The following is a 24,154-nucleotide window of genomic DNA, read 5'->3' on the forward strand; positions in this document are numbered from 1 at the left end:
AACGTGTTTCACCCAGTCGAGGGAAATTTCCGGTCTTCCCCTGGGGGCGATCCCGGATGTCCGGGCCGCGCGGGACGAGCAGGCTCACCGCCATGAAACTTCTCGCACTGGGGGCGGCCGCGGTCGCCGTCGCCGCACTGGGGGTCCTGCCCGGATCGGCGTCCGCCGAAGAGCTGCCGACGTTCGACTTCACGGACTGCCCGGCACCGCCCGCGAACGCCGACCCGGGCACGTGGCGTTGCGAAGCCTTTGTCTCGCAAGGAAAACTGACGATCGGGGACCAGGAGATCCCGCTCGGCGAAATGCGATTGACCTTCAGCGAAGGCCGGGTGAACGGCCAGTACGCCCAGGTGTTCGGCGCCCTCCGGCACGCACCCGCCCGGATCCCCGGCCTGGCCGGCGCGACGCTTCAGCTGCGCTACGGCGGCTACTCCGACTTCCACAGCGACGACCGGCGCCGCGGTGAGCTCGACGTCTACGCCGTGGTGCGACACCCGTTGCTGCGCAAGGACTGCAGTATCGGCACGGCAGCCATGCCGCTGCACACGGTGGTGCACGACGACCCGGCCGTGCCGCCGCGGATCATCTCGGAGAACCCGCGGACGGCGTTCTCCGGCACCGTCGACCCGGACCTCGCCCTGCCCGCGACCACCGGCTGCGGCGTCCTCGGCAAGCTCGTCGACCAGCGGCTGGGCCTGCCGTCACCGTCCGGCGAGAACGCGTTCCACCAAGCGTCCTACGTGCAGTACAAGCCGCTCTAACGCTTCTTCGGCGTCACCCAGATCGTGATCGTCCCGGTGACCACCGGCTGGGCACTCGTGTCCGAAATGGTCACCGGGACCTCGAGCTCGAACCCCTCGTCGCCGAACTCCGGCAGCGCGGGCAGCGACGCGACCGCACGCAGGCCCGTCTCGGCCTTCGCGACGTATTGGATGTTCATGCCCTTCGGCAGCCACCGGTGCGTCGCGGGGACCGTCGCTTCCGCGAGCATGCCCATCGCGATCTCGGCGAGGTTGCAGGCGGCGATCGCGTGGAACGTGTGGATGTGGTTGTGGACACCCCACCACTTCGGCGCGGTGACCTCGCAGTGGCCGGGGCGCAGCTCGCGCACCGACGGCAGCACCGTGCGGAAGTAGGGCACGCGCAGGCACATCGCCGCGCTGAACAGCTGTTTCCCGCCCGGCTTCGCGGCCAGCTTGTGCCACAGCGCGAACGTCGACGTGTCGGGCATGGAGATCTCCTCGAGCTAAGCTACTGCTCAGTAGCCAACCAGACGCCCGGCCGCCGCGCAAACCGCCGGATATATTCGCCCGTGTGGCGAACCGTCTCTTCCTCCTCCGGCACGGCCAGACCGAATGGTCGGTGAACGGACGGCACACCGGCCGCACCGACATCCCGCTGACGCCGGCCGGGGAAGGCCAGGCGCTGGCCGCCGGCGGCACGCTCCGAAGCCTGGTCGGCGGGCCGTCGCTCGTGCTGTCGAGCCCGCGCGCCCGCGCGCTGCGGACCGCCGCGCTCGCCGGGCTGCGCGTCGACGAGGTCACCGAGGACCTCTCCGAGTGGGACTACGGCGAGTACGAAGGCATCACCACGCCGGAGATCCGCGAGACCGTGCCGGGCTGGACCGTCTGGACCCACCCGATCCCCGGCGGGGAAAGCGCTTCGGAGGTGTCGGATCGCGCGGACCGCGTGCTGGCGCGCGCCCGCGGCGACATCGAGGCCGGCGACGTGATCCTGGTCGGGCACGGGCACTTCAGCCGCGTGCTGGTGGCCCGCTGGCTCGGCCTGCCCGCGACGTCCGGCGTCCACTTCGGACTGGACGCGGCCGGCATCGCGGTGCTCGGCGACGAGCGCGGCGAACCCCAGATCGAACACCTCAACCTGCCGCCCGCCCTGGAGGACTGACGTGCCCGACGACCGCATCCGCCGGATCCGGCCCGACGACGTCGAGGCCGCCGTCCGGCTCGCCTACGACCTGGCCGAGTACGAACGCGCACCCGACGAGTGCCACCTGACGGTGCCGCAGCTGCGCGAGGCGCTGTTCGGCGAGGCGCCCAAGCTGTTCGGGCACGTGGCCGAAGTGGACGGCGAGGTCGTCGGCTTCGCGGTCTGGTTCCTGAACTTCTCGACGTGGCGCGGCGTGCACGGGATCTACCTGGAGGACCTGTTCGTCCTGCCCGCCCACCGCGGCTCGGGCCTGGGCAAGGCCCTGCTGGCGGCCCTGGCGGCGGAGTGCGTCGCGAACGGCTACGGCCGGCTCGAGTGGTCGGTCCTGGACTGGAACCCGGCGACGGAGTTCTACAAGGCCCTCGGCGCGGTCCCGATGGACGAGTGGACGGTCAACCGCCTCACCGACGAACCGCTGCAGGCCCTGGCCGCCCAGGCCTAGTCCTCGTCGTGGCCTTCGCGCTCGGCGCGGCGGCCGGCCAGGCCGCCTCGCTCGGCGGCTTCCGTCTCCGTCTCGCCTTCGCGCAGGCCCAACGCCCAGGCCCGCGACGGCCGCCGGAACAGCAGGACCAGCGCCGCGATGCCGAACAGCGCGATCGGCACGCCCCACACCGGCTCGCCGGACGGGCCGAGCAGGTACCAGCCGAGGCCGACCACGATCAGCGCGATCACCACGCCGGGCGAGCGCGCCCACGTCTGGCCGGCGACGAGCCCGGCCGACGCGGCCAGGAACGCCAGTGCCACCACGATGAACGTGCCGGCCTCGACGTAGATGTTGTTGCCCGGCTGCGCGGGCGAACCCAGGCCGTTCACCAGCACGACCACCCCGAACACCAGCAGGGCGAGCGACGGCACCGCGGTGACCACGCCGGCCAGCCGGACCTCACGGGGAGCGGGCGAGAGCTTCACTGCGGGGCCTTCCGGAGGACTTGCTTTGCGGGAGCACAGTGGACTCGACCAGGGCGGGTCACCGTGCGTGAGCTGATTCGATCGTATGCCACCCGGTCGGCCGTTTTCGCGGGACCGCCCGGGCGCTGAGAATTCAGGTGTCGTCGATGAGCGGGCGGTCGGCCCGGGTGCACTTGTCACGACGAGCGGACACTCGTCACACGAAGGAGGGCCGCCCGGCACAGGGTCACAGGTGCGGTTCGGAGCGGTGCGGCGGCCGGTGCTTCCGGTCACCTTGCGCCGTCGAGAGGTTCTCGGCGCGGTGGGCGTCACCTACCCTGCGGTAGTGCGCGCAATCCTCGTCGTGAACCCCCAGGCCACCTCGACCACCGCCGGTGGCCGGGACGTCCTGGCGCACGCGCTCGCCAGCCAGGTCAAGCTCGACGTGGTCGAAACCGACTACCGCGGGCACGCCATGGCCGTCGCGCGCTCGGCCGCGCGGGACGGGATCGACCTGGTCGTGGCGCACGGCGGCGACGGCACGGTCAACGAGGTCGTCAACGGCCTGCTGGCCGATTCGGACGGCGACCCGACCCAGATCGGGCGGGTGCCCGCCCTGGGCGTCGTGCCCGGCGGCTCGGCCAACGTGTTCGCGCGCGCCCTCGGCATCTCCGCGGATCCCGTCGAGGCCACCCACCAGCTGCTCAACGCGCTGGAGAACGACCGCTCGCGCCGGGTCGGGCTCGGCCTGGCCGACGGGCACTGGTTCACCTTCAACTCCGGGCTCGGCTGGGACGCCGACGTCGTCGGCCGGGTCGCCAAGCGCCGCGGCAAGCAGACGACCGCGGGCCTCTACATGAGGGCCGCCGTCCGCTCCTACTTCCGGCCGCCGCTGGGCCGGCCGGCCCTGACCATCCGCGTCCCGGGTGAGGAACCCACCGAAGCGCTGACCGCTTTCGTGTCGAACACCGATCCGTGGAGCTACCTGGGCGAGCGTCCGGTCCACCTCAACCCGGGTTGCTCGTTCGAGACGGGATTGGGTCTGTTCGCGCTGAACGGTCTGGGGTTGCCCACGGTGTTCAAGCATGTACGCCGTGCTTTGGCTACGAAGAGCAACCAAAAAGGAAAACGTCTCGTGCGTCACGACGACGTGCCGATGATCCGCATCGACGCAGCTGAACCGGTAAACTTCCAGGTGGACGGCGACCTCGTCGGCCAGCGGACCCGGGTGGAATTCTTCAGCGTCCCGAATGCACTCAGCGTAATCGTGTGACGACGTGACCGCTGATCGCCTGCGGCAAAGTGCAAGCTGCCGTTCGTCGACGCAGAAGCTCCGCTCAGCGCATCAGCCTTCCCTTCGGGCGGCTGTTTCGGAGAGAAACCGCAGGTCAGAGGGGTCGCTCGGCCGGGTGACCTGACTCACCGATCTTCAAGAAACCCTTGTCGAAAGCAGTGCTTCGTGAAAGCATTCACAAGCACCCAAGAAGACGACCGCCATTGACGACTGTGGCGCGGCCCTCCCGCGCCATATGAAGGAGCTCACGAACATGGACTGGCGCCACGACGCGGCCTGCCGAGACGAGGACCCCGAGCTGTTCTTCCCGGTGGGAACCAGCGGTCCTGCTCTGTCGCAGGTAGCTCAGGCGAAGGCCGTGTGCCACCGCTGCACCGTCGCTTCCGACTGCTTGGCCTGGGCTCTGGCCAGCGGACAGGATGCCGGCGTGTGGGGCGGCATGAGCGAGGACGAGCGACGCGCGCTCAAGCGCCGCCGTACGCACATCGGCACGCGTACCAACGCCTGACTTTCTTCAGCTACACGGCATCAAGCTACACCCGAACCAAACAGGTAATTCACCCGGGCTGGCACAGTTGTGCCCAGACCTTCTGGGGTGATACCTACCCGGTTCAAGCTTAACAACCGAGGCGAAACCACCCGGCGACGGGTGCGCTGAAACCTCACCAGGACTTCAAGTCCTCCCGCACACGTTGAACGGCCCGGCACACGAGCACCACGTGCCGGGCCTTCACCGTGTTCCGGTTCCCCGCCGCGATCCGCACCCGATCACGTCCACCGGAACGGGTATGCCCGGCGGTGATCAAGTCCAAACGCGACGGTCTACAAGCGCCTCGAAAGAGGGATGCGCAGCGCCGCCTCGGTTCCCGTCACCCGGGTGGACGACGTCTCGGCGTGCACCTTCCGCAGCGACAGCGAGCCCCGCAGCTCGGACTCGACCAGCGTCCGGACGATCTGCAGCCCCAGGCCGTCCGAACGCTCCAGCGAGAACCCCGCCGGCAGCCCGCGCCCGTTGTCGCGGATGACGACGTCCAGCCAGCGGGCCGAGCGCTCGACGATCAGCTCGACCTTGCCCGACCGGCCCGCCGGGAAGGCGTGCTCGATGGCGTTCTGCACCAGCTCGGCCAGCACCATCACCAGCGGCGTCGCGATCTCCGCGACCACCACCCCGAACGAGCCCTTCCGCTTCAGCCCGACCTGCGACTCCGCCGTGGCGACCTCACCGACCATCGGCAGCACGTTGTCGAGCAGCTTGTCGAGGTCGACGCGCTCGTCCACCGAGATGGACAGCGCCTCGTGCACCAGGGCGATCGACGTCACCCGGCGCACCGACTCCGCGAGCGCGAGCCGCGCCTCCTCCGACGACGTCCGGCGGGACTGCAGGCGCAGCAGCGCCGCCACCGTCTGCAGGTTGTTCTTCACCCGGTGGTGGATCTCGCGGATCGTCGCGTCCTTCGAGAGCAGCGCGCGGTCGCGGCGCTTGACCTCGGTGACGTCGCGGACCAGCACCAGCGCGCCCGCCGCCTGCCCGGCCGGGCGCAGCGGCAGCGCGCGGAACAGCACCACCGCGCCGCGCCGCGAATCGGCCTCGGTGCGGCTCGACGGCTTCCCGTCGAGGGCCTCGATGATCCGGTGCGACACCTCGGTCGCGTCGAACGGGTCGCGGATCAGCGAGCGCGTCAGCGGCGCCAGGCGCGTGCCGACCAGGTCGGACTCGTGCCCCATCCGGTGGTAGGCGGACAGGCCGTTCGGGCTGGCGAACACGACCGTGCCGCTCGAATCGAGCCGGATCAGCCCGTCCCCCACCCGCGGCGACGTGTGCGTGTCGGTGGCGTTGGTGCCGCTCGGCGGGAACGTGCCGTCGACGATCATCTGGCACAGGTCGCCGGCGCTGCCCAGGTACGCGATTTCCAGCGGCGAAGGGACGCGCGGGGCGGCCAGGTTCGTCTCGCGGCTCATCACGGCGACGACGTCGTCGTGGAACCGCACCGGGATCGCTTCGCGCCGCATCGGCAGGTCGCGATACCAGTGCGGGTCCTCCTCGCGGCAGATCCGCGCCTCGCGCATGGCCTTCGCCAGCTGCGGGTGCTCCTCCACGGTGAACCGCGTGCCGACGACGTCCTCGGGGTGCGCGGTGGGCGCCGTCGTCGGCCGCGCGTGCGCGACGCAGACGAAGTCGCCGCCGTCCGGCTGCAGGTCTTCGGTCACCGGGACCCAGAGCAAGAAGTCGGCGAAGGACAGGTCGGCCAGCAGCTGCCACTCCGCGACGACGGTCTGCAGGTGGTCCGCGGCCTCCCCGGGGAGGCCGGTGTTGTCGGCGAGCAGTTCGGCGAGGGTGGACACGGTTACTCGACCGTCCCGAGGACGTCACCCTGCTGGACGCGGTCGCCCTTCGCCACGGCGAGGCTGGTCAGCGTGCCGGCCTTCGCGCTCACGGCGGGCAGCTCCATCTTCATCGACTCCAGGATCAGGACGGTGTCGCCGGCGTTCACCGCGGTGCCCGGCTCCGCGACGACCTGCAGCACGGTGCCGACCATTTCGGCCCTGATCTCGGCCATCGACACCCTCCTCGGCGCTCGCCCGACGACCCCATCCAACCAGAACGGGACGTCATGACACACTTGAGAGGTTGACCAGCTTTGACGACGAGGAGTGAACATGTCGAAGCGCGCCCGCAAGCGTCGCGACCGGAAGAAGAACGGCGCGAACCACGGCAAGAAGCCCAACGCCTGATTCCCGGCGTCGGCATGACGAAGGCCCTCACACCGCGGTGTGGGGGCCTTCGTCGTGCTCGGGCGCTATTCGGAACGCTGCTCGAGGGTGATCTCGGTGCGTTCCACGGTGACGCCGCCGCGGGTGGCGACGGTCTGGCGGATCGACGCGCGCAGCCGGCTCTTCAGCTCGGCCGGGGCGTGGTCACCGCCGCACTTGCGGGCCAGCAGCTGCTTGATGTGCTCGTCGATGCCGTACTCCTCGAGGCACGGCGGGCAGTCGTCGATGTGGGCGCGCAACGCGGCGTCCCGCTCGGGGCTGCACTCGCGGTCGAGGAGCAGGTAGATGTCGGCGAGCGCCTCTTCGCAGCGGACCTTGTCGGACGCGCCCTCGCACATGTCGTTCATCGCCCCGCCACCTCTTCCTTGGCGCCCCGGACGAAGCCGCGCTCGCGGGCGACATCGGCGAGCAGGTCGCGCAGCTGGGCGCGGCCACGGTGCAGGCGGGACATCACGGTGCCGATGGGCGTGTCCATGATCTCGGCGATCTCCTTGTACGCGAAGCCCTCGACGTCGGCCAGGTAGACGGCCAGCCGGAACTCCTCGGGCAGCTTCTGCAGGGCGGCCTTGACGTCGGTGTCGGGCAGGTTGTCCATCGCCTCGACCTCGGCCGAACGCAGCCCGCTGGAGGTGTGGCTCTCCGCCTTGGCGATCTGCCAGTCGGTGATCTCCTCGGTGGGCTGCTGCACCGGCTGCCGCTGCCGCTTGCGGTAGCCGTTGATGTAGGTGTTGGTCAGGATGCGATACATCCAGGCCTTCAGGTTCGTCCCGGCCTTGAACGACGCGAAGGCGGCGTACGCCTTCAGGTAGGTCTCCTGGACCAGGTCCTCGGCGTCGGCGGGGTTGCGGGTCATCCGCATCGCGGCCGAGTACAGCTGGTCGAGCAACGGCATGGCGTCCCGTTCGAAGCGCTCGGCGCGCTCCGCCTCGGTCGCTTCTTCCGGCGCTGAGTTCTGCGTGCTCGGCAAACCGTTCCCTTCCCGCTCGGCGTCGACGCGCGTGCGCGCATACGGCGACGTCGAGTTTACGCGGGGGCCGGGCACACCGCGGTGCGCCGGTGCCTCAGGGCGGCGGCGGCTGCGAGAGCGTGTGGTGGCGAGGGTTGTGGTCACGTCCCGTACAACCGATCGGGGGGTGCGGGCATTCCCTAGACTCCGGCCCATGGCTGGCAAGGGCACCCCGGCGACGGCGTTGTTGGTGAAGCAGAAAGTCCCGCACACGCTGCACGCGTACGACCACGACCCGCGCGCGGAGTCGTACGGGCTGGAGGCGGTGGAGGCGCTGGGCCTGGAGCGCGCGAGGGTGTTCAAGACACTGGTGGCCGAGGTGGACGGCCGCCTCGTGGTGGGCGTCGTCCCGGTCACGGGGCAGCTGGACCTGAAGGCGTTGGCGGCCGCGGCGGGCGGGAAGAAGGCCAAGATGGCCGACCCGGCGGCGGCTCAGCGGGCCACGGGATACGTGCTGGGCGGGATCTCCCCGCTGGGCCACCGCAGCCGGCTGCCGGTGGTGATCGACGCGTCGGCTTCGGGGTTCGAGACGGTGTTCTGCTCGGCGGGCCGTCGGGGGCTGGAGGTGGAGGTGGCCCCGGGCGAGCTGGTCCGGCTGACCTCCGCGGTGGTGGCACCGATCGCCGCCTGACCTGCGGCTCAAGGCAGCAGCAACCCGGCGACGCCGACCAGCATCGCTCCCGCGAGCAGCCAGATCGCCCACGTCACGCAGCGATACTTGCGCTCGGCCGCCCGCGAGAACACCCAGATGTGCTGGGTCAGGTTCGCGGTCAGCTCATCGGGCTCGCCGAGGACGGCCAGCGCGGCGGCGCGGTACTCGGCCGCCGAGCCGAAGGCCGCGATCGTGCCGTAGTGCGAGATCGCCTTCGTGCCCAGCCGGCGCGCTCTCGGGACCACCGTCCAGATCGCCAGCAGGACGCTGGCCGCGGCGAGCGTGATCGCGGCCGACAACGCCACCACCGCCGGCACGTCCGGCGGGGGTGATCCGCGCAGCCGGGTCGCCGCCACCGCCAGGACCGCTCCGCCCACGGCGAAGGTCGCTCCGGCCTTCGTGTCGGCGGTCCGGATCCACTCGCTCACGATCTGCAGGGTGCGCCACAGGTCGGCGTGCACCTCGTCGTCGCCCACGTCCGGAAGTGACGGACGGCCGGGCTCAGGCGAGCAACGCACGCAGCCAGAGGTCGTGGTGCTGCTCCAGGTAGTCGGCCCGCTGCCGCCAGTGCGTGCCGTGGCCTTCGCGCCAAAGGTGCGTCCACGGCTCCTCGCCCACTGCGGCCTGCGCGGCCAGGAAGTCGTGCATCGCCCGCGCGCGCGGGCCCAGCAGGCTCGCCAGCTCACGGCGTTCGGCCTCGGCCAGGTCGTAGGCGTCGGCGAGCAAGCGCATCCGCCGGGCCGCCGCGGCCTGCGCCACCCCGCCGGTCAGCAGGGCGAAGTCGTTGGCCGTGTAGGCGAGGTCCCACAGCCGGGTGCCGGGCGCCGCGGTGTCCCAGTCGATGAACGCCCAGCGGGGGCCACCCACCACGAGGTTCCACGGCGCGAGGTCGTGGTGGGCGATGATCTCGGCTCCGTCCGCGGGGATGAGCACCCGCCACGACGCCCCCGGCGGCGGCACGAAACCGGCGACGGCGTCGTGGAAGTCGCGGACCAGGCGGCCCACCGCGACCACCGCCGCGTCCGGTTCCAGGAGGTCGATCCGGTCGGGCCACGGCACGTCGCCCGGGATGAACTCGAGCACCTCGCGGCCGCGCTCGTCCAGGCCCAGCGACCGGGGCGCGCCGCGGAAGCCCACCGAGCGCAGGTGCTCGAGCAGGGCGTGCACCGACGGTGTCCACGGCCCGGCCGGCCGGCGCACGGTGTTGCCCACCCGGACGACGCCGGCGCTCACGTTGCCGCCGGTGAGGGGGATTTCCGCCACGAGCGAGGCCTCAGGCCAGCGGGCGCAGCACCCGCGACAGCCACTCCGTCGCCGCCCGGGAAACCGTCTCCAGGTCCTTGCCCAGGTTGTGGTCGCCGTCGACCAGGACCAGTTCCTGGTGCGCGCCCACCTTCGGCCGCCCGAACGGGTCGCGCTCGCCCTGGATCACCAGGGTCGGGACCTCGACCGCGTCGAACTCCGGCTGGCGGGTCTTCTCCGGGCGGCCCGGCGGGTGCTCCGGGAACGCCAAGCACAGCACCGCCACCGCCTGCCCGGCCGTCGCCGTGCGGCAGGCCACCCGGGCTCCGGACGAGCGGCCGCCGAACACGAACGGCAGGCCGTCGAAGCGCTCCGACAGCTCGTCCGCGATCGTCAGCCACGCCGCGTCCAGCTGGTTCGCCGGGGCCGGCGCCCGGCGGCCCGCCACCTTGTACGGCTGCTCCACCAGCGCCACGTGCACCCCGGCCGCCTGGGCCGCGCGCGTCACCGCCACCAGGTCCTTGGCGCCCAGGCCGCCGCCCGCGCCGTGGCCCAGCATCAGGACCGCCGTGCCCTCTTCGGCGCAGTGCAGGTAGACCCGGGCCAGGCCGTGCGCGGTGTCGATCTTGAGCGCGGTCATGACTTCGGCGCGTCGAACAACGCGCCCTCTTGGGCCGGCTCGACGCGCTCCAGCAGCTCGGGCCCGTTGTTGCGGACGTTGTTGACCAGGGTCGAGATCGGCCGCAGCTCCAGCGACGCCACGATGTCGTCCGGCGTCGGCACCAGCAGGTCCTTGACGTCCTCGCGGTCCGGGTCGAGCCAGCCGTCCCAATGGGACTTGGGCACGATCAGCGGCATCCGGTGGTGGACGTCGGTGAGCTGGCCGGCGGCGTCGGTCGTGATGATCGAGAACGTGATCAGCGGCGACGCGTCCTTGTCGTCCTTCGGGTGCCAGCTCTCCCAGATCCCGCCGAACGCGATCGAGGAGCCGTCCGGCTCCGTCATGTAGAACGGCTCCTTCTCCTTGCCGGTGCGGCGCCACTCGAACCAGCCGTCGGCCGGCACCAGGCAGCGGCGCGACACCAGCGCGCGGCGGAAGGCGGGCTTCTCCGCGGCCGTCTCGGCGCGCGTGTTGATCATCCGCGAGCCGATCGACGGGTCCTTGGCCCAGAACGGCACCAGGCCCCACTTCATCATCCGCAGCGAACGCTCGGCGGGCTCGTCTTCGAGGACCTGGCCGTCTTCGTCACGCGGGTGCCGCTGCACGACGGTGACCACGTTCTTCGTCGGCGCGACGTTGTGGTCGGCGCGCGCGTGGCCCTCGGTGAGGTCGATCGCCTCGAACTCTTCGATCAGCTTCGCCGGGTCCTTCGTGGCGGCGTAGCGGCCGCACATGACCAACCTCCTCGCGTACCGGAACAGCCGGGACGCCATCGTTACACGCAGGCCAGGGCCGTGGCGAGCGACGTGGGATCATTCGGGTGGGCACCGGTGCACGAGAGGACGAGGGTTTGGCGCGCAACGACTGGAGCAAGCTGGACGAGTCCGACGTCCGCGTGCGTCCGGGCAAGGGCACCAGGCCCCGCAGCAAGCGCCGTCCCGAGCACGCCGACGCCGTCAACGCCATGGTCATCGGCAAGGACCGCGGGCGCTGGACCTGCGCGATCGACGCCGATCCCGACCGGGTGATCACCACGATGCGGGCCCGCGAGATGGGCCGGACGCCGGTGGTGGTCGGCGACCGGGTCGGCGTGGTCGGCGACGTCTCCGGCAAGCCGGACACCCTCGCGCGCATCATCCGCGTCGACGAGCGCAGCAGCTCCCTCCTGCGCACGGCCGACGACACCGACCCGTACGAGCGGCTGGTCGTCGCCAACGCCGAGCGCCTGCTGATCGTCACCGCGCTCGCCGACCCGCCGCCGCGCACCGGCTTCATCGACCGCTGCATCGTCGCCTGCTACGCGGGCGGCGTCGAGCCCGTGCTGTGCCTGACGAAGGCCGACCTGGCCAGCCCGGACGAGCTGCTCGCGGGCTACGCGGGCCTCGACATCCCGGCGATCGTCAGCCGCTACGACGAAACCCCCGAAGGCCTCGCCGGGATGCTGAAGGACCGGGTGACGGCCCTGGTCGGCCACTCCGGTGTCGGCAAGTCGACATTGGTCAACCGCCTGGTCCCGGACGCCGACCTGGCCGTCGGCGTGGTGAGCGGGGTCGGGAAGGGGCGGCACACGTCCGTCGCCGCGGTGGCGCTGCCGCTGCCCGACGGCGGCTGGGTGATCGACACACCGGGCGTCCGGTCGTTCGGGCTGGCCCACGTCACCGCGGACGACATCGTCGACGCCTTCGAGGAGTTCGCCGCGGCCGCCGAGGAGTGCCCGTCGGGCTGCGGGCACCTCGGGCCGCCCGAGGACCCGGGCTGCGCGCTCGACGACGTCGTCACCGAGGGCAAGGCGGGTGCCGAGCGGCTGGCGTCGCTGCGCCGGCTGCTGGCCTCCCGCGGCGGCCACGAAGTGGCCCGCGTCACAGACGCTTGAGACAACCGGGAACCAGATTCCGATCGTCACCGTCCCAGTGGTAACTATTCGTCCGATCGGGCGATATGCCGAGCGGAAGATCCGACTCTGAGGGGAATTCGATGCGCAAGACCACCCTGGTCGCCGCGGGCGCCGCGCTGGTGCTCACGCTGACCGCGTGCAGCACTTCCGGCACCGCCGAACCGGCCGGCGCGGGCAACCAGACCCAGGCCAACGGCGGCGGGCTCCTCGCTTCGCCGTTCACCGACGCGATCCAGCTGGCGTCGGCGTCGAAGCAGGGCACCGAGAAGTCCAAGTCGGCGAAGTTCACCATGGAGGGCTCCGCCGCCGGCCAGACGATCAGCGCGACCGGCGCGATGGCCTTCGACGGTGCGAACACCAAGTTCTCGATGACCAGCACCGCGGCCGGCGAGACCACCGAGATGCGCATGGTCGACAAGGTCATGTACATCAAGCTGCCCGCCGAAGAGCAGAAGCAGATGGGCACCGACAAGTCGTGGGCCAAGATCTCGGCCGACGGCACCGACCCGGTCTCGCAGGCGCTGGGCGCCTCGCTGTCGCAGTCGGCGGAGCAGAGCGACCCGAGCAAGATGCTCGACCAGATCTCGAAGGCGGGCCGGATCGTCTCGTCCGACCAGACCGAGCTGAACGGCGAGCAGGTCAACCACTACAAGGTCGAGCTGGACATCGCCAAGGCGATCGACCAGTTCACCGGTTCGGTCCCGGCGGCGGCGCGGGACAAGCTCACCGAGATGCTCAAGGGCAAGGACATCAAGATCCCGGCCGAGCTGTGGCTGAACAAGGACAACCTGCCGGTCCAGGTCACCATGGACCAGGGCCCGATGATGCAGGCGCTGGGCGCGCCCGCGGGCGACGCGAAGTTCACGATGAAGTACAGCGACTGGGGCACCCAGGTCGACGTCTCGGCCCCGCCGGCCGACCAGGTCGTCGACCTCGGCGAGCTGATGAAGAAGGCCGGACGCTGAGACTCTGAGTAGCAGCGGCTCCCCCGAACGTGTTCGGGGGAGCCGCTGTGTTTTGGTGGGCACCATGCGCAAAGCCGCCGTCGTGCTGCTGCTCGTCCTGCTCACCGGCTGCTCCGGCGCGCCGCCCCCACCCGCGTTCACCGACGCGCGGGAGCTGGCCGACGCCGCCACGGCGGCCACGACAGCCGGCGGCTCGGCGAAGTTCAGCACCGACGTCGCGGTGGGCCAGGTCCGCTCGAAGGGCCAGGGCCAGGCGCGGTTCGGCCCCGGCGGGACGTCCCAGGTGATGACGACCGACTTCATCGGCGAGCCGATGGAGCTGCGGCTGGTGGCCGGGAAGCTGTACGCGAAGGTCCCGGAGGGGTCGCGCGACGAGGTCGGGGCGGGCAAGCCGTGGGTGGCGGTCGCGGCGGACGGCACCGACCCGTTTTCCCAGGTCCTCGGCGGCAGTCTCGCCCAGCTCGCGGCCCAGAACGACCCGGCGCACACGCTGGGCGAGATCCGGACGGCCGGCACGATCGTCTCTTCCGAGCGCACGGAGCTGGACGGCGTGGCCGCGGAGCACTACCGGGTGGAGCTGGATCTGGCCCGCCTGGGCGCGGACCTGCCCGCGGGTTTGCCCGCGGGCTCGGCCGGCCGGTTCCCCGTGGAGCTCTGGCTCGACGACACGCGCCGGCCGGTGCAGGTGGTGCTGGACCTGTCGCCGATCGTGCAGGGCGGGGAGGCGCGGATCACGACCCGCTACCGCGAGTGGGGCGCGCCGGTCGACGTGCAGCCGCCGCCCGCGGGCGAAGTCGGCTAGTCACGTTTTCGCGCGCTCGCTCGTCCGGTTCTCAGTCGAAAGGAGACGGACGTGCGGGTGATGGTGATCGGGGCGACGGGCGTGCTGGGGGTGCCGGCGGTGGCCCGGCTGCTGGCGGCGGGGCACGAGGTGAGCGGGCTGGCGCGGGACGCGTCGCGCGCACCGGCGATCCAGGCGACGGGCGCGAAGCCGGTGCCGGGTGACTTGTTCTCGGCGTCATCGCTGGTGACGGCCTTGCGCGGGCACGACGCGGTGCTGAACCTGGCGACGCGCATTCCCCGGAAGGTGACGAGCAAGTCCGCCTGGGCGGAGAACGACCGGGTCCGGCTGGCGGGGAGCGCCGCGCTGGCCGCGGCCGTCCGGGAGGTCGAGGAGCTGCGGATCGTGGTCCAGGAGGGGATTTCGTTCGTGTACGCGGACGGCGGAGACCGCGTTTTGGCCGAGGACGCCCCTTTGCGGCCCCGCGGGGTGACGGCGTCGTCGGTGGTGGCGCACGAGAACGTGGCGGCGCTGGAGGACCGCACGGTGGTCCGGCTCCGGATCGGGACGGTGGTGGGGTCGGACACGCTGACGGCGGCATTGCTGGCGTCAGCCCGGCGCGGCGCACCGTTGATCATGGGATCCCGGACGGATTGGACGACGGCGATCCACCCATCCGACGCGGGAGCGGCGGCGGTCGCGGTGTTGGACGCGCCTTCGGGTGTCTACAACGTGGGGGCGCCGGCGGTGCGGAAGGGCGTGCTCGGGGAGGCGATGGCCGCGGCTGCCGGGGTGCGGAAGGCGCGGGCGGTGCCGAAGTGGGTGCTCTCGCGGGTGGCCATGGCGGAGCCGATGGCGCGGTCGCAGCGGGTGGATTCCGGGAAGCTGACGGCCGTGACCGGGTGGCGGTGCGCACGGCCGGTGCCAGGTCCGGACTGGTTCACCGCGGGCTGAGCTGCTGGGGCCTCGCTGGACGGCCTGTTCCTGTCAGGGGCCGGCGCGACGGACGGCGTGCGGTGCTCGCGCCGGCCAGGCGCACTTCGACGAACCGCGTCTTCCGGCGCGAAGCCGATTGGGTTGAGTGGTCGGGCCCAGGACGGGTCCGCTGGCCTGCATAAGTCGTTCAAGACATTCGAATCCCGGCCGCGGCTGTCCCGCCCGTGCGGTGCAGTTCGCATGAACGCGATTCCGCCTGGCCCTGTCCCGGCGAAGCGTGAGCGGGGTTGCTCGAGGTCCTCCGGAACCCGGCGATTTCGTCAGCCGGACCACGCAGCTCGCGGACGCCGTCATTCGGATCGCGGAGTCATCACCGCTCGGCGGGCGGGGCAACTCTGACGAGATTGCGAATGAAGCTCATCGGCGACATTCGAGCCGACGGTGAGCGGTTGGGGGGCCAAGGCCCCCACCGGACAGCCCCCGCCCATCCCTGGGGGGCGTCCCGGCTCCAGTCTATCGGCCACCCCCGACCGAAACCCCGATTCAGCCGTCAAATCCACAAGTTGTCCACAGGTGCACCCACCTGTGGACAACTCAGAGCAGCTCCAGCAAAAACGGCAGTTCCTGCGGCGCGTACCAAGCCAGCTCGTGGTCCTCGGCGTCCCCCAAGGTGAACTCCGCGTCCGGATCCCCGAGGTCCGCCGCGTCGATCACCGCCGCCGCCGCGGATACCGCGTCCGCCGCCTCCGAGGCGTCCACGTGGATTGCCGCCACCGCCGACAGCGGGATCGGGCCTCCGATGCGGACCACCGGTGCGTCCAGGTCCGGCCGCAGCGTCACCCCCGCGACGTCCGCCGAAATCACCACCCGGCGGGGCTCGCCCTTCTCCTCCGCCGCGATCAGCCGCAGGGATGCCCGGGCCGCGTCCAGCAAGGCCGCGTACTCCAGCTCTTCGTCCGTGCCGCTCGCATACGCCTCGCGCAACGCCGGCGTCAGCGCGAACGCCGTTCCGCTGCGGGCGCGGAACTCCCCCGAGGATTCGAGGTCGCGAAGCATCGCGATGGTCGCAGGCAGATAGACCCTCACCAGTGCGCACCCTTCAGCTCTTCCAAGGACTCTTCGATCATCCCGGCCACGAGGTCGACGTCGAACGCGGCCTTGCGGTCGCCGTTCAGTCCGAAGTAGACGCCGCCGTGATACGACGTCACCCCGATCGCCAGCGCCTGGGTGCGCATCAGCGGCATCACCGGGAACATCTCGACCAGTCTGGCCTCTCCCGCGTACATCGGCACCTGCGGGCCCGGTGAATTGGTCACCATGACGTTGAAGATGCGCCCGGACAGCGACCCCGCCGCCCGCGCCCCCAGGGAATGCAGGGTAGCCGGGGCGAAGCCGCCCACCTTGAGCAGCCCGCGCGCTGCCACGTGCCGGCCCGAGTCGATGTGCTCGGTCATCGCGTGGCCGATGTGCTGCAGCCGCAGCACCGGGTTCGGCTCGCCGACCGGCAGGTCCACCAGGTACGCGGCCACCTGATTGCCGACCAGCGCCGGTGTCGAGTACTCCGCCGTCTCCGCGTCGCGGACCGCCAGCGGCACCAGCGCGCGGATCGTCGCGTTCGGGGTCAGCGTCTCCTCGCGCGAAAGCAGCCACTCGCGCAGCGCCCCGGTGATCGCCGCGAGGACGACGTCGTTGACCGTGCCGCCGTGCGCCGAGCGGATCTTGCGGTAGTCCTCGAGCCGCGTGCGCGCCACCGAGAACACGCGGCCGCCGGACACCCGGACGTTCAGCGGCCCGGTCGGTGCCGGGTTCACCAGCGTGCGCAGCGTCGACGCCACCCCGCCGACGGTCTCGGCGAGCTTGCCCGCCGTCGCGAACGCGTCGTTCGCGGCCGAGCGGACGTTCTCCACGACCTCGCCCGGCCGCTGGACGCCCTCGCTGACCGCGTCCAGCACCAGCTGCGCGCGGCTCGGCTCGCGCCGCGGCGTCCAGATGTCCTCGAACGGCTCCGGCTCGGCCGGCGTGGGGTCGAGGATGAGCTGGCCGAGCTCGATCGTGCCGACACCGTCCACAACGGACTGGTGCGTCTTGGTCACCAGCGCCACCCGGTCGCCGGCCAGGCCCTCGATGAAGTAGGCCTCCCAGAGCGGCCGCTCCGGCGCCAGCCGCCGCGACATCAGCCGCGCGACCAGGTCGAACAGCTGGTCGTCGCTGCCCGGCTGGGGCAGCGCCGAGCGCCGGACGTGGTAGTTCAGGTCGAAGTCGACGTCGTCCACCCACACCGGCCGCGCGAGGTGGCCGGGCACTTCCGCCACGCGCTGGCGGTAACGCGGCAGGTAGGCCAGCCGCGCGCCGACGAGGTCGAGCAGCTGCGCGTAGCCGAACCCGGAGCGCGGCCGCTCGAAGATCGCCACCCCGCCGACGTGCATCGGCGTCGCGTGGTCCTCGACGTAGAGGAACGAGGCGTCCAGCGCGGACAGGCGGTCGGGCATAGGGCGATCCTTACACAATGCGAGACTGCCGGGTGTGGGTGATGAGTCGACTGTCTCGCCGAAGGACCGCTTCCTGACCGTCTACGGCCGGAAGCCGGTGCTCGAAGCGCTGGCCGACAGCGGCCTGCGGGTGGACAAGGTGATCCTCGCCGACACCGCTCGCGGTCCCGGCGCCGCGGAGATCCAGCGCGCGGCGAAGGAAGCCGGCGTGGCGGTGCAGCGCGCCAGCGCCCACCGGGTCAAGGTGCTCGCCGGCAACGGCAAGCAGGATCAGGGCGTGCTCGCCGACGTCGTCGCGCCGCGGATGCGTGCGCTCGAAGCCGCGCTGTCGGACCGTCGCCCGCCGTCGCGCGTGCTGCTGCTCGACGGCATCACCACGCCCGCGAACGTCGGGATGATCCTCCGCACGGCGACCGCCGCCGGGCTCGACGGCGTGATCGTGCCGCGGCGCGGCGTCGCGGCGCTCGACCCGCTGGTGGTCAAGGCTTCGGCCGGCGTCGCTTTCCGCGCGCCGGTGCTGCGCTGCGGTTCCGCGCGCGACGCCGCCGAAATGCTCACCGAAGCCGGCTACGGCCTTTACGCGCTCGGCGCGTCGGCGCGCACCACGGTTTTCGACGTCGACCTGCCGCAGCGGGCCGCGTTCGTGCTCGGCGGCGAGACGGCCGGAGTCGGTGCCGAAGTCGGCGAGCTCGTCACGGAATGGGTGTCCATTCCCATGCCGGGTGACGTCGAGTCGCTGAATGTCTCAGCTGCGGCGGCGGTCCTGTCTTTCGAACTGGTCCGCCGCACGCGGTGACGCTCACCCGTCCGGGAACAGCGCGCCGAGCTCGGTGAGCGTTTCCTCGACCGACCGGTGGTGCACGCCGACCATGCCCGCCTGGACGGCGCCGCGGATGTTCGCGGCGGAGTCGTCGACGAACGCGCAGCGCACGGCGGGCAGGCCGAGCCGGTCGGCGGCGATCAGGTAGACCGCGGGATCCGGCTTGGCGACCCCGACCTCGCCGGAAAACACGAGTGCGTCGAAATAGTCGAACATGGTGTTCTTGACCTCGGCCGACGCCCCGGGCGCGTTCGACAGCAGCGCGGTGCGGACCCCTCGGTCGCGCGCGGCCGCGAGGTAGTCGTAGAAGCGGCCGGCGTCGGGATCCGTGAGAACTCCGGCGAAATCGACCAATAACCCCTTCAGCACCCGGCACACCATAGCCGTGGCGGCGACGCGGTGTCTCGCACAGCGCAACAATGGCCCGCGCTTACCGCAGCGGCGTCGGCGAATCCACGGCTTCGGCGGTTCTTTCCCGGATCGGGCGATTCCCGTCGCCTTTCGGACCGGTTCCCCCCTCTAACCCTTGGCGGCGGCGAAATGCCGCCCCCGGGAGGGGAGGAAATGTCCGAGGAACACCGCGTGAGAACGCTGGTCCGCAACGAAGTATCGCGCCGGGCCGAACGGCCTTCGGCGGTGCCGGAGCCCGAACACCGGCGCGGCGACGCCCGGTGGCCGGCACCGAGACAGCTCGAGGCGGGCGAGGTCGGCCGCGTGCTGACCATGCTGTTGGAGGCCTACGACGGCCGGCGGCCGGTGCCGCAGATCCGCGGGCTGGTGACGCCGGAGGTCTTCGCCGGCCTCAGCGGGCCCCACCGGGCGCGGCCGCGGCACCGGATGCGCCGGGTGCACGTGTGCACGCCGGTGGCGGCGGTGATCGAGGCGTGCGCCCGCGTGGAGGTGGACGGCCGGTCGTTCGCGCTGGCGGCCCGCTTCACGCAGACCCCGGCGGGCTGGCAGTGCGTGCGGTTCGCGCTGCTGAAGCCGGGTCGGCCGGACCAGCAGGCGCGCCGCCCGGCGGCGGCGTGACGCGCCGGCGGTCCGCCCGCGCACCACCGGAGCCGGTCGCGCGGCCACCTCCGGCGACCGGCGGCGCGGCACGCCCGCGCGCCGGTCGAGCGGCAGGCGCCGGCCATGCCCGAGGTCGTGTGGAGAGCCGGTGCCGGCCCGGCTCTCCACACGCGACCGGGAGGGCGGCCAAGCCCTCGCCGCCGCAACTACCGCGCCAGCCGTTCCCGAGGTCGTGAGCGGGGAGCCGAGTCCTGAGCCGGCTCTCCACTCACGACCGGCAGGGGCGGCCAAGCCCTCGCCGCCGCACCTACCGCGCCGACCGCTCCCGAGGTCGTGAGCGGAGAGCCGAGTCCTGAGCCGGCTCTCCACACGCGACCGGCAGGGCAGCCAAGCCCTCGCCGCCGCACCTACCGCGCCGACCGCTCCCGAGGTCGTGAGCGGAGAGCCGAGTCCTGAGCCGGCTCTCCACTCACGACCGGGAGCCTCGCCAAGCCGCGCAATGTCGTCGTCGCGTTCCACTCCGGGTCGCCCGCCAGCCTCAGCTCCGGCACCCGCCGCGCCAGCTCGCGGAACACGATGCGGCCCTCGAGCCTCGCCAGCGGGGCGCCGAGGCAGAAGTGGATCCCCTGGCCGAACGCCAGGTGCCGCCCCGGGGTCCGGGACGGGTCGAACGACTCCGGGTCCGGGCCCGCCGCCGGGTCGCGGTTCGCCGCTCCGATCAGGACGATCGCCTGGCTGCCCGCCGGCACCGCCACGCCGCCCAAAGCCGTGTCGCGCAACGCTGTCCGGGCCGTCAGCTGAACCGGGGAGTCGTAGCGCAGCACTTCCTCCACCACCCGCTCCGGCTCCGCCGCGCCCAAACCGCCGTGGCGCAGCATCGCCAGGACTCCGTTGCCGATCAGGTTCGTCGTCGTCTCGTGGCCGGCGATCAGCAGCAGCGTCAGCGTCACCAGCAGTTCGCCCTCGCTGAGCACGTCGCCCGCGTCGGACACCGCCACCAGCGCGGACAGCAGGTCGTCCCCCGGCTCGCGCCGCCGCTGGTCCGCCAGCGCACGGAAGTAGCCGACGAACGACTGCCGCGCCCGGACCGCCGGCTCGATCGTGTCCGGGTGCTGCAGGAACGGCGGGTCCAGCGCCCGCGCCATCGCGTGCGACCACTCCGCGAAGCGCTCGCGATCGTCCAGCGGCACCCCGAGCAGCTCCGCGATCACCTCGACCGGGAGCGGCTTCGCCAGCGACGTCATCAGGTCGGCCTCGCCGCGCATGCCGTCGATGAGCGACGCGGTGAGCTCCTCGATCCGCGGCGTCAGCTGCTCGACCATCCGCGGCGTGAACGCCTTCGCCACCAGCCGCCGCAGCCGGGTGTGGTCGGGCGGGTTCAGGGACAGGAACGCCCGGACCACGCGTCCCGATTCGTCGACCGGCTGGTCCGGGAGCCGGTCCGCCGGATCCAGGTACTCCGGTTCGGGGTGCCCGAACGCCGGGTCGCGCAGCACCTGCGTCGCCTCGGCGAACCCGCTGACCGCGAACATCCGCTCGGCCAGTTCCGCGACGGGGAACCGCTCGCGCCAGCGCCGGTAGTGCGGGTACGGATCCGGCCGCCGCTCGGCGCCGAACAACGCGAAGAACTCCTGCGGATCCACCGGCTGCTCCCTCGAAACGAGAACAGGGCCGGAGTGCGTGCGCACCCCGGCCCTGTCGGCTACGTCAGCGACGCGGGCCCTTCTTGCCCTTCTTCTGGGCGTCGCGCTGCGCGGCGCGGCGATCCCGGCGGGTCCCGCCGCCACCGCCCGCGGCCTGCGCCCCGCCGTCGGCGTGGGACTCGACCTCGCCGTCCTCGCCCGGGCCGGACAGCGTCACGCCCGAGGGCTGGCCACTGCCGCCGAGGCCCTTGCCGCGCAGGGCGGCCGGGACGGACTCGGTGTCGGTCGTCGGCGGCTGCGGGGGCGCCGGACGCGCGTGGCGGCCCTCCGACGCTTGGCCGTTGCCCGTGGCGACGCCCGTGGGCAGCGCCGCCGCTTCCTCGGCGGGCGGCGCCTCGGCCCGCTCGACCTGCAGGTTGAACAGGAAGCCGACGGCCTCCTCCTTCAGCGAGTCGAGCATCGCGCGGAACATGTCGAAGCCCTCGCGCTGGTACTCGATCAGCGGGTCGCGCTGCGCGAGCGCCCGCATGCCGATGCCCTGCTTGAGGTAGTCCATCTCGTAGAGGTGCTCACGCCACTTGCGGTCGAGGACCGTCAGCATCACCTGGTGCTCCAGGGTCCGCATGCCGTCCGGGCCGACGAGCGCGTTGATCTCCGCCTCGCGCTTGTCGTAGGCGTTGCGGGCGTCCTGCAGCAGTGCCTCACGCAGGCCCTGCGCGTCGAGGTCGCCGTCCTCCATCAGGTCGTCCCAGTCGATGCTGACCGGGTAGAGCTGCTTCAGCGCCGTCCACAGCTTCTCGTGGTCCCAGTCCTCGGCGTAGCCGTTGGAGGTCGCACCGTCCACATAGGCGTTGACGACGTCCTGGAGCATGCCCTCGATCTGGTCGCGCATGTTCTCGCCGGCGAGCACGCGGTGGCGCTCGGCGTAGATCACCTTGCGCTGCTCGTTCATGACCTCGTCGTACTTGAGGACGTCCTTGCGCTGCTCCATGTTGATCTGCTCGACCTGGGTCTGCGCGCTCTTGATGGCCTTGGAGACCATCTTGTGCTCGATCGGCACGTCGTCGGGCAGCCGCATGGTCGTCATGACGCGCTCGACCATCGTCGCGTTGAAGCGGCGCATGAGCTCGTCACCGAGCGAGAGGTAGAAGCGGGACTCGCCGGGGTCGCCCTGGCGGCCCGACCGGCCGCGGAGCTGGTTGTCGATGCGGCGCGACTCGTGCCGCTCGGTGCCCAGCACGTACAGGCCGCCGGCCTCGCGGACCTCTTCGGCCTCGGCCTTCGACTCCGCCTTGACCTGCTCCAGGACCTCGGGCCACGCGGCCTCGTACTCCTCGGAGTGCTCGACCGGGTCCAGGCCGCGCTCGCGCAGCACGTGGTCGGCGATCAGGTCGGGGTTGCCGCCGAGCACGATGTCGGTACCGCGGCCCGCCATGTTCGTGGCGACCGTGACGGCGCCCTTCTGGCCGGCGCGGGCGACGATCAGCGCCTCCCGGTCGTGGTGCTTCGCGTTCAGCACCTCGTGCGGCACGCTCAGCTTCACCAGCAGCTTCGACAGCCGCTCGGACTTCTCGACGCTCGTCGTGCCGACCAGGACCGGCTGGCCCTTCTCGTGCCGCTCGGCGATGTCCTCGGCGACCGCCTCGTACTTCGCCTCTTCGGTCTTGTAGATCAGGTCCGGCTGGTCGGCGCGGACCATCGGGCGGTTCGTCGGGATCGGCACCACACCCAGCTTGTAGGTCTGGTGGAACTCGGCGGCCTCGGTCTCGGCCGTACCGGTCATGCCGGACAGCTTGCCGTAGAGGCGGAAGTAGTTCTGCAGCGTGATCGTCGCGAGCGTCTGGTTCTCGGCCTTGATCTCGACCTTTTCCTTGGCCTCGATCGCCTGGTGCATGCCCTCGTTGTAGCGGCGGCCGACCAGGATGCGCCCGGTGAACTCGTCGACGATCATGACTTCGCCGTTGCGGACGATGTAGTCCTTGTCCTTGTGGAAGAGCTCCTGGACCTTCAGCGCGTTGTTCAGGTAGCCGACCAGCGGGGTGTTCGCGGCCTCGTAGAGGTTGTCGATGCCGAGCTGGTCCTCGACGAACTTGACGCCCTTCTCGGTGACGGCGACCGTGCGCTTCCGGACGTCGACCTCGTAGTGGTACTTCGAGTTGATCAGGTTCGTCTTCTCGGTGCGCTCCCGCGACCCCATGGTGGTGGTGTCGATGCCGTTCATCAGCGGGGCGAGCCGCGCGAACTCGACGTACCACCGCGACGACTGGTCCGCCGGGCCCGAGATGATCAGCGGCGTCCTGGCCTCGTCGATGAGGATCGAGTCCACCTCGTCGACGACGGCGAAGTGGTGCCCGCGCTGCACGCAGTCGTCGAGGCTCCACGCCATGTTGTCGCGCAGGTAGTCGAAGCCGAACTCGTTGTTCGTGCCGTAGGTGATGTCGGCGTTGTACTGGGCGCGCCGGACGTCCGGCTGCTGCTCCGACAGGATGACGCCGACCTCGAGGCCGAGGAACCGGTGGATGCGGCCCATCCACTCCGAGTCGCGCTTGGCCAGGTAGTCGTTCGTCGTGACGACGTGCACACCCTTGCCGGGGATGGCGTTCAGGTAGGCCGGCAGGACGCAGGTGAGCGTCTTGCCCTCACCGGTCTTCATCTCGGCGACCTGGCCGAGGTGCAGCGCCGCGCCGCCCATGAGCTGGACGTCGAAGTGGCGCTGGCCGAGCACCCGCTTGGCCGCCTCCCGGACGACCGCGAAGGCCTCCGGCAGCAGATCGTCCAGCGACTCGCCGTCGCCGTTCCGCTTGCGGAACTCCTCGGTCTTGGCCCGCAGCTCGGCGTCGGTCAGGTCCTTGACGTCGTCTTCGAGGGTGTTGATGTGATCGGCGATGTTGCGCAGCCGCTTCACCATCTTGCCCTCACCCGCGCGGAGCAGGCGGTTCAGCACCATCCGGTCGACCTCACTAGCTGATCATGAGTGCGCCCGGGCCGGTCCCGGGCAGGTTTTCCCGCGGCGGCCGCCGTGGTCGGCGCCACCATCCCACCCCATCGTAGGGAACGGTGGGTGTCGTGTGCACACGCCGTACGTCCTGACATGCGGATGGCCCGCACGCGAGCCGCGTGCGGGCCATCCGGCAGGCCTCCTTCAGTGCCGGC

At 71.4% G+C, this 24,154-nt stretch carries 28 protein-coding genes; 13 read left to right on the plus strand and 15 right to left on the minus strand.

Annotation, left to right across the window (positions count from 1 at the left end; all coding sequences use genetic code 11):
* Window positions 1-92: 92 nt before the first annotated feature.
* Window positions 93-761 (plus strand): hypothetical protein, encoded by a 669-nt coding sequence (locus tag QSK39_RS04525; protein ID WP_285476396.1) that lies wholly within the window; start codon window positions 93-95, stop codon window positions 759-761.
* Here QSK39_RS04525 and QSK39_RS04530 read toward each other — a convergent pair.
* Window positions 758-1,231 carry a hotdog fold domain-containing protein gene (locus QSK39_RS04530; protein WP_285476397.1) on the minus strand — a complete coding sequence of 158 codons (474 nt, stop codon included), beginning with the start codon at window positions 1,229-1,231 and terminating at the stop codon, window positions 758-760. The two genes, QSK39_RS04525 and QSK39_RS04530, sit on opposite strands and share 4 nt — an antisense overlap.
* A gap of 83 nt (window positions 1,232-1,314) precedes the next feature.
* Here QSK39_RS04530 and QSK39_RS04535 point away from each other — a divergent pair, with 83 nt between their 5' ends.
* Together QSK39_RS04535 and QSK39_RS04540 are read left to right on the plus strand one after the other, a co-directional pair.
* Window positions 1,315-1,905 (plus strand): acid phosphatase, encoded by a 591-nt coding sequence (locus tag QSK39_RS04535; RefSeq protein WP_285476398.1) that lies wholly within the window; start codon window positions 1,315-1,317, stop codon window positions 1,903-1,905.
* 1 nt (window position 1,906) lies between these two features.
* Window positions 1,907-2,389, plus strand: a complete 483-nt coding sequence (locus QSK39_RS04540; protein ID WP_284744376.1) for a GNAT family N-acetyltransferase — start codon at window positions 1,907-1,909, stop codon at window positions 2,387-2,389.
* Here the strand turns inward: QSK39_RS04540 and QSK39_RS04545 are convergent.
* A complete protein-coding gene (locus QSK39_RS04545) occupies window positions 2,386-2,856 on the minus strand; it encodes a hypothetical protein (protein WP_285476399.1) in 471 nt (156 codons plus the stop codon). The genes QSK39_RS04540 and QSK39_RS04545 overlap by 4 nt on opposite strands.
* Window positions 2,857-3,181: 325 nt before the next feature.
* On the opposite strand from QSK39_RS04545, the gene QSK39_RS04550 reads away from it, so the two are divergent.
* Together QSK39_RS04550 and QSK39_RS04555 are read left to right on the plus strand one after the other, a co-directional pair.
* Window positions 3,182-4,108, plus strand: a complete 927-nt coding sequence (locus QSK39_RS04550) for a diacylglycerol/lipid kinase family protein (protein ID WP_285476400.1) — start codon at window positions 3,182-3,184, stop codon at window positions 4,106-4,108.
* Between the two features lie 274 nt (window positions 4,109-4,382).
* On the plus strand, window positions 4,383-4,637 hold the full coding sequence (locus QSK39_RS04555) for a WhiB family transcriptional regulator (protein ID WP_072481920.1): 255 nt from the start codon (window positions 4,383-4,385) through the stop codon (window positions 4,635-4,637).
* 314 nt (window positions 4,638-4,951) lie between these two features.
* Here the strand turns inward: QSK39_RS04555 and QSK39_RS04560 are convergent, their stop codons facing one another.
* Both QSK39_RS04560 and QSK39_RS04565 read right to left on the minus strand, forming a co-directional pair.
* Entirely contained in the window at window positions 4,952-6,472 is a 1,521-nt protein-coding gene (locus QSK39_RS04560; protein WP_284744380.1) for a sensor histidine kinase, read from the minus strand.
* Between the two features lie 2 nt (window positions 6,473-6,474).
* Window positions 6,475-6,687 carry a biotin/lipoyl-binding carrier protein gene (locus QSK39_RS04565; protein WP_285476401.1) on the minus strand — a complete coding sequence of 71 codons (213 nt, stop codon included), beginning with the start codon at window positions 6,685-6,687 and terminating at the stop codon, window positions 6,475-6,477.
* Between the two features lie 100 nt (window positions 6,688-6,787).
* Between QSK39_RS04565 and QSK39_RS53245 the strand changes: the two genes are divergently transcribed.
* Window positions 6,788-6,862, plus strand: a complete 75-nt coding sequence (locus QSK39_RS53245; RefSeq protein ID WP_098515123.1) for a 50S ribosomal protein bL37 — start codon at window positions 6,788-6,790, stop codon at window positions 6,860-6,862.
* Window positions 6,863-6,927: 65 nt separating this feature from the next.
* On the opposite strand, the gene rsrA is transcribed toward QSK39_RS53245, so the two are convergent.
* Window positions 6,928-7,248, minus strand: a complete 321-nt coding sequence (rsrA, locus tag QSK39_RS04570) for a mycothiol system anti-sigma-R factor (protein WP_257918242.1) — start codon at window positions 7,246-7,248, stop codon at window positions 6,928-6,930.
* Window positions 7,245-7,868 carry a sigma-70 family RNA polymerase sigma factor gene (locus QSK39_RS04575; RefSeq protein ID WP_350310699.1) on the minus strand — a complete coding sequence of 208 codons (624 nt, stop codon included), beginning with the start codon at window positions 7,866-7,868 and terminating at the stop codon, window positions 7,245-7,247. The genes rsrA and QSK39_RS04575 overlap by 4 nt, the downstream gene beginning before the upstream one ends.
* Before the next feature lie 193 nt (window positions 7,869-8,061).
* Here QSK39_RS04575 and ybaK point away from each other — a divergent pair, with 193 nt between their 5' ends.
* Window positions 8,062-8,538 (plus strand): Cys-tRNA(Pro) deacylase, encoded by a 477-nt coding sequence (gene ybaK / locus QSK39_RS04580; protein WP_285476403.1) that lies wholly within the window; start codon window positions 8,062-8,064, stop codon window positions 8,536-8,538.
* An 8-nt stretch (window positions 8,539-8,546) separates the two neighbouring features.
* Here ybaK and QSK39_RS04585 read toward each other — a convergent pair whose 3' ends face one another.
* The 4 genes from QSK39_RS04585 to QSK39_RS04600 are packed head-to-tail and all read right to left on the minus strand — an operon-like array spanning window position 8,547 to window position 11,196.
* Window positions 8,547-9,035, minus strand: coding sequence for a Pycsar system effector family protein (locus QSK39_RS04585; protein WP_285476404.1), 489 nt, complete (start codon window positions 9,033-9,035; stop codon window positions 8,547-8,549).
* Between the two features lie 25 nt (window positions 9,036-9,060).
* On the minus strand, window positions 9,061-9,822 hold the full coding sequence (locus tag QSK39_RS04590; RefSeq protein WP_285476405.1) for a phosphotransferase: 762 nt from the start codon (window positions 9,820-9,822) through the stop codon (window positions 9,061-9,063).
* Between the two features lie 10 nt (window positions 9,823-9,832).
* Window positions 9,833-10,441, minus strand: coding sequence for an alpha/beta hydrolase family protein (locus QSK39_RS04595; protein WP_284744387.1), 609 nt, complete (start codon window positions 10,439-10,441; stop codon window positions 9,833-9,835).
* Entirely contained in the window at window positions 10,438-11,196 is a 759-nt protein-coding gene (locus QSK39_RS04600; protein ID WP_285476406.1) for an SOS response-associated peptidase, read from the minus strand. Before QSK39_RS04600 ends, QSK39_RS04595 begins: the two co-directional genes overlap by 4 nt.
* Before the next feature lie 116 nt (window positions 11,197-11,312).
* Here QSK39_RS04600 and rsgA point away from each other — a divergent pair, with 116 nt between their 5' ends.
* From rsgA to QSK39_RS04620, 4 genes are all read left to right on the plus strand, one after another.
* Window positions 11,313-12,335: a ribosome small subunit-dependent GTPase A gene (gene rsgA, locus QSK39_RS04605; RefSeq protein ID WP_285476407.1), complete on the plus strand. Its 1,023-nt coding sequence runs from the start codon at window positions 11,313-11,315 to the stop codon at window positions 12,333-12,335.
* A 101-nt stretch (window positions 12,336-12,436) separates the two neighbouring features.
* A complete protein-coding gene (locus tag QSK39_RS04610; protein ID WP_285476408.1) occupies window positions 12,437-13,321 on the plus strand; it encodes an SCO4651 family lipoprotein in 885 nt (294 codons plus the stop codon).
* Window positions 13,322-13,385: 64 nt separating this feature from the next.
* Entirely contained in the window at window positions 13,386-14,123 is a 738-nt protein-coding gene (locus QSK39_RS04615; RefSeq protein ID WP_285476409.1) for an SCO4651 family lipoprotein, read from the plus strand.
* Between the two features lie 60 nt (window positions 14,124-14,183).
* Window positions 14,184-15,056 carry an NAD-dependent epimerase/dehydratase family protein gene (locus QSK39_RS04620; protein WP_285477925.1) on the plus strand — a complete coding sequence of 291 codons (873 nt, stop codon included), beginning with the start codon at window positions 14,184-14,186 and terminating at the stop codon, window positions 15,054-15,056.
* 576 nt (window positions 15,057-15,632) lie between these two features.
* Here QSK39_RS04620 and QSK39_RS04625 read toward each other — a convergent pair.
* Both QSK39_RS04625 and QSK39_RS04630 read right to left on the minus strand, forming a co-directional pair.
* Window positions 15,633-16,124, minus strand: a complete 492-nt coding sequence (locus QSK39_RS04625) for a DUF6912 family protein (RefSeq protein WP_285476410.1) — start codon at window positions 16,122-16,124, stop codon at window positions 15,633-15,635.
* Window positions 16,121-17,527 (minus strand): WS/DGAT/MGAT family O-acyltransferase, encoded by a 1,407-nt coding sequence (locus tag QSK39_RS04630; RefSeq protein ID WP_285476411.1) that lies wholly within the window; start codon window positions 17,525-17,527, stop codon window positions 16,121-16,123. Before QSK39_RS04630 ends, QSK39_RS04625 begins: the two co-directional genes overlap by 4 nt.
* Before the next feature lie 34 nt (window positions 17,528-17,561).
* Between QSK39_RS04630 and QSK39_RS04635 the strand changes: the two genes are divergently transcribed.
* Window positions 17,562-18,323, plus strand: coding sequence for a TrmH family RNA methyltransferase (locus QSK39_RS04635; protein WP_285476412.1), 762 nt, complete (start codon window positions 17,562-17,564; stop codon window positions 18,321-18,323).
* Window positions 18,324-18,326: 3 nt separating this feature from the next.
* Here QSK39_RS04635 and QSK39_RS04640 read toward each other — a convergent pair whose 3' ends face one another.
* A complete protein-coding gene (locus tag QSK39_RS04640) occupies window positions 18,327-18,701 on the minus strand; it encodes an HAD-IA family hydrolase (RefSeq protein WP_284747652.1) in 375 nt (124 codons plus the stop codon).
* Window positions 18,702-18,929: 228 nt separating this feature from the next.
* Between QSK39_RS04640 and QSK39_RS04645 the strand changes: the two genes are divergently transcribed.
* Entirely contained in the window at window positions 18,930-19,376 is a 447-nt protein-coding gene (locus QSK39_RS04645) for an Rv3235 family protein (protein WP_285476413.1), read from the plus strand.
* Window positions 19,377-19,765: 389 nt separating this feature from the next.
* Here the strand turns inward: QSK39_RS04645 and QSK39_RS04650 are convergent, their stop codons facing one another.
* Window positions 19,766-21,001, minus strand: a complete 1,236-nt coding sequence (locus QSK39_RS04650; protein ID WP_285476414.1) for a cytochrome P450 — start codon at window positions 20,999-21,001, stop codon at window positions 19,766-19,768.
* 64 nt (window positions 21,002-21,065) lie between these two features.
* On the minus strand, window positions 21,066-23,948 hold the full coding sequence (gene secA / locus QSK39_RS04655; protein ID WP_285476415.1) for a preprotein translocase subunit SecA: 2,883 nt from the start codon (window positions 23,946-23,948) through the stop codon (window positions 21,066-21,068).
* Window positions 23,949-24,154: the final 206 nt, after the last annotated feature.

The organism is Amycolatopsis sp. NBRC 101858 (assembly GCF_030269325.1).
Classification (GTDB): Bacteria; Actinomycetota; Actinomycetes; order Mycobacteriales; family Pseudonocardiaceae; genus Amycolatopsis; species Amycolatopsis ponsaeliensis.

Bases quoted from the DNA above. Each gene is read 5' to 3' on its own strand.
- QSK39_RS04630 (WP_285476411.1), bottom strand. From the start codon at position 17,527: ATGCCCGACCGCCTGTCCGCGCTGGACGCCTCGTTCCTCTACGTCGAG.
- QSK39_RS04615 (WP_285476409.1), top strand. From the start codon at position 13,386: ATGCGCAAAGCCGCCGTCGTGCTGCTGCTCGTCCTGCTCACCGGCTGC.
- QSK39_RS04620 (WP_285477925.1), top strand. From the start codon at position 14,184: ATGGTGATCGGGGCGACGGGCGTGCTGGGGGTGCCGGCGGTGGCCCGG.
- QSK39_RS04600 (WP_285476406.1), bottom strand. From the start codon at position 11,196: ATGTGCGGCCGCTACGCCGCCACGAAGGACCCGGCGAAGCTGATCGAA.
- QSK39_RS04530 (WP_285476397.1), bottom strand. From the start codon at position 1,231: ATGCCCGACACGTCGACGTTCGCGCTGTGGCACAAGCTGGCCGCGAAG.
- QSK39_RS04555 (WP_072481920.1), top strand. From the start codon at position 4,383: ATGGACTGGCGCCACGACGCGGCCTGCCGAGACGAGGACCCCGAGCTG.
- QSK39_RS04525 (WP_285476396.1), top strand. From the start codon at position 93: ATGAAACTTCTCGCACTGGGGGCGGCCGCGGTCGCCGTCGCCGCACTG.
- rsrA (WP_257918242.1), bottom strand. From the start codon at position 7,248: ATGAACGACATGTGCGAGGGCGCGTCCGACAAGGTCCGCTGCGAAGAG.
- ybaK (WP_285476403.1), top strand. From the start codon at position 8,062: ATGGCTGGCAAGGGCACCCCGGCGACGGCGTTGTTGGTGAAGCAGAAA.
- QSK39_RS04595 (WP_284744387.1), bottom strand. From the start codon at position 10,441: ATGACCGCGCTCAAGATCGACACCGCGCACGGCCTGGCCCGGGTCTAC.
- secA (WP_285476415.1), bottom strand. From the start codon at position 23,948: ATGGTGCTGAACCGCCTGCTCCGCGCGGGTGAGGGCAAGATGGTGAAG.
- QSK39_RS04610 (WP_285476408.1), top strand. From the start codon at position 12,437: ATGCGCAAGACCACCCTGGTCGCCGCGGGCGCCGCGCTGGTGCTCACG.
- QSK39_RS04565 (WP_285476401.1), bottom strand. From the start codon at position 6,687: ATGGCCGAGATCAGGGCCGAAATGGTCGGCACCGTGCTGCAGGTCGTC.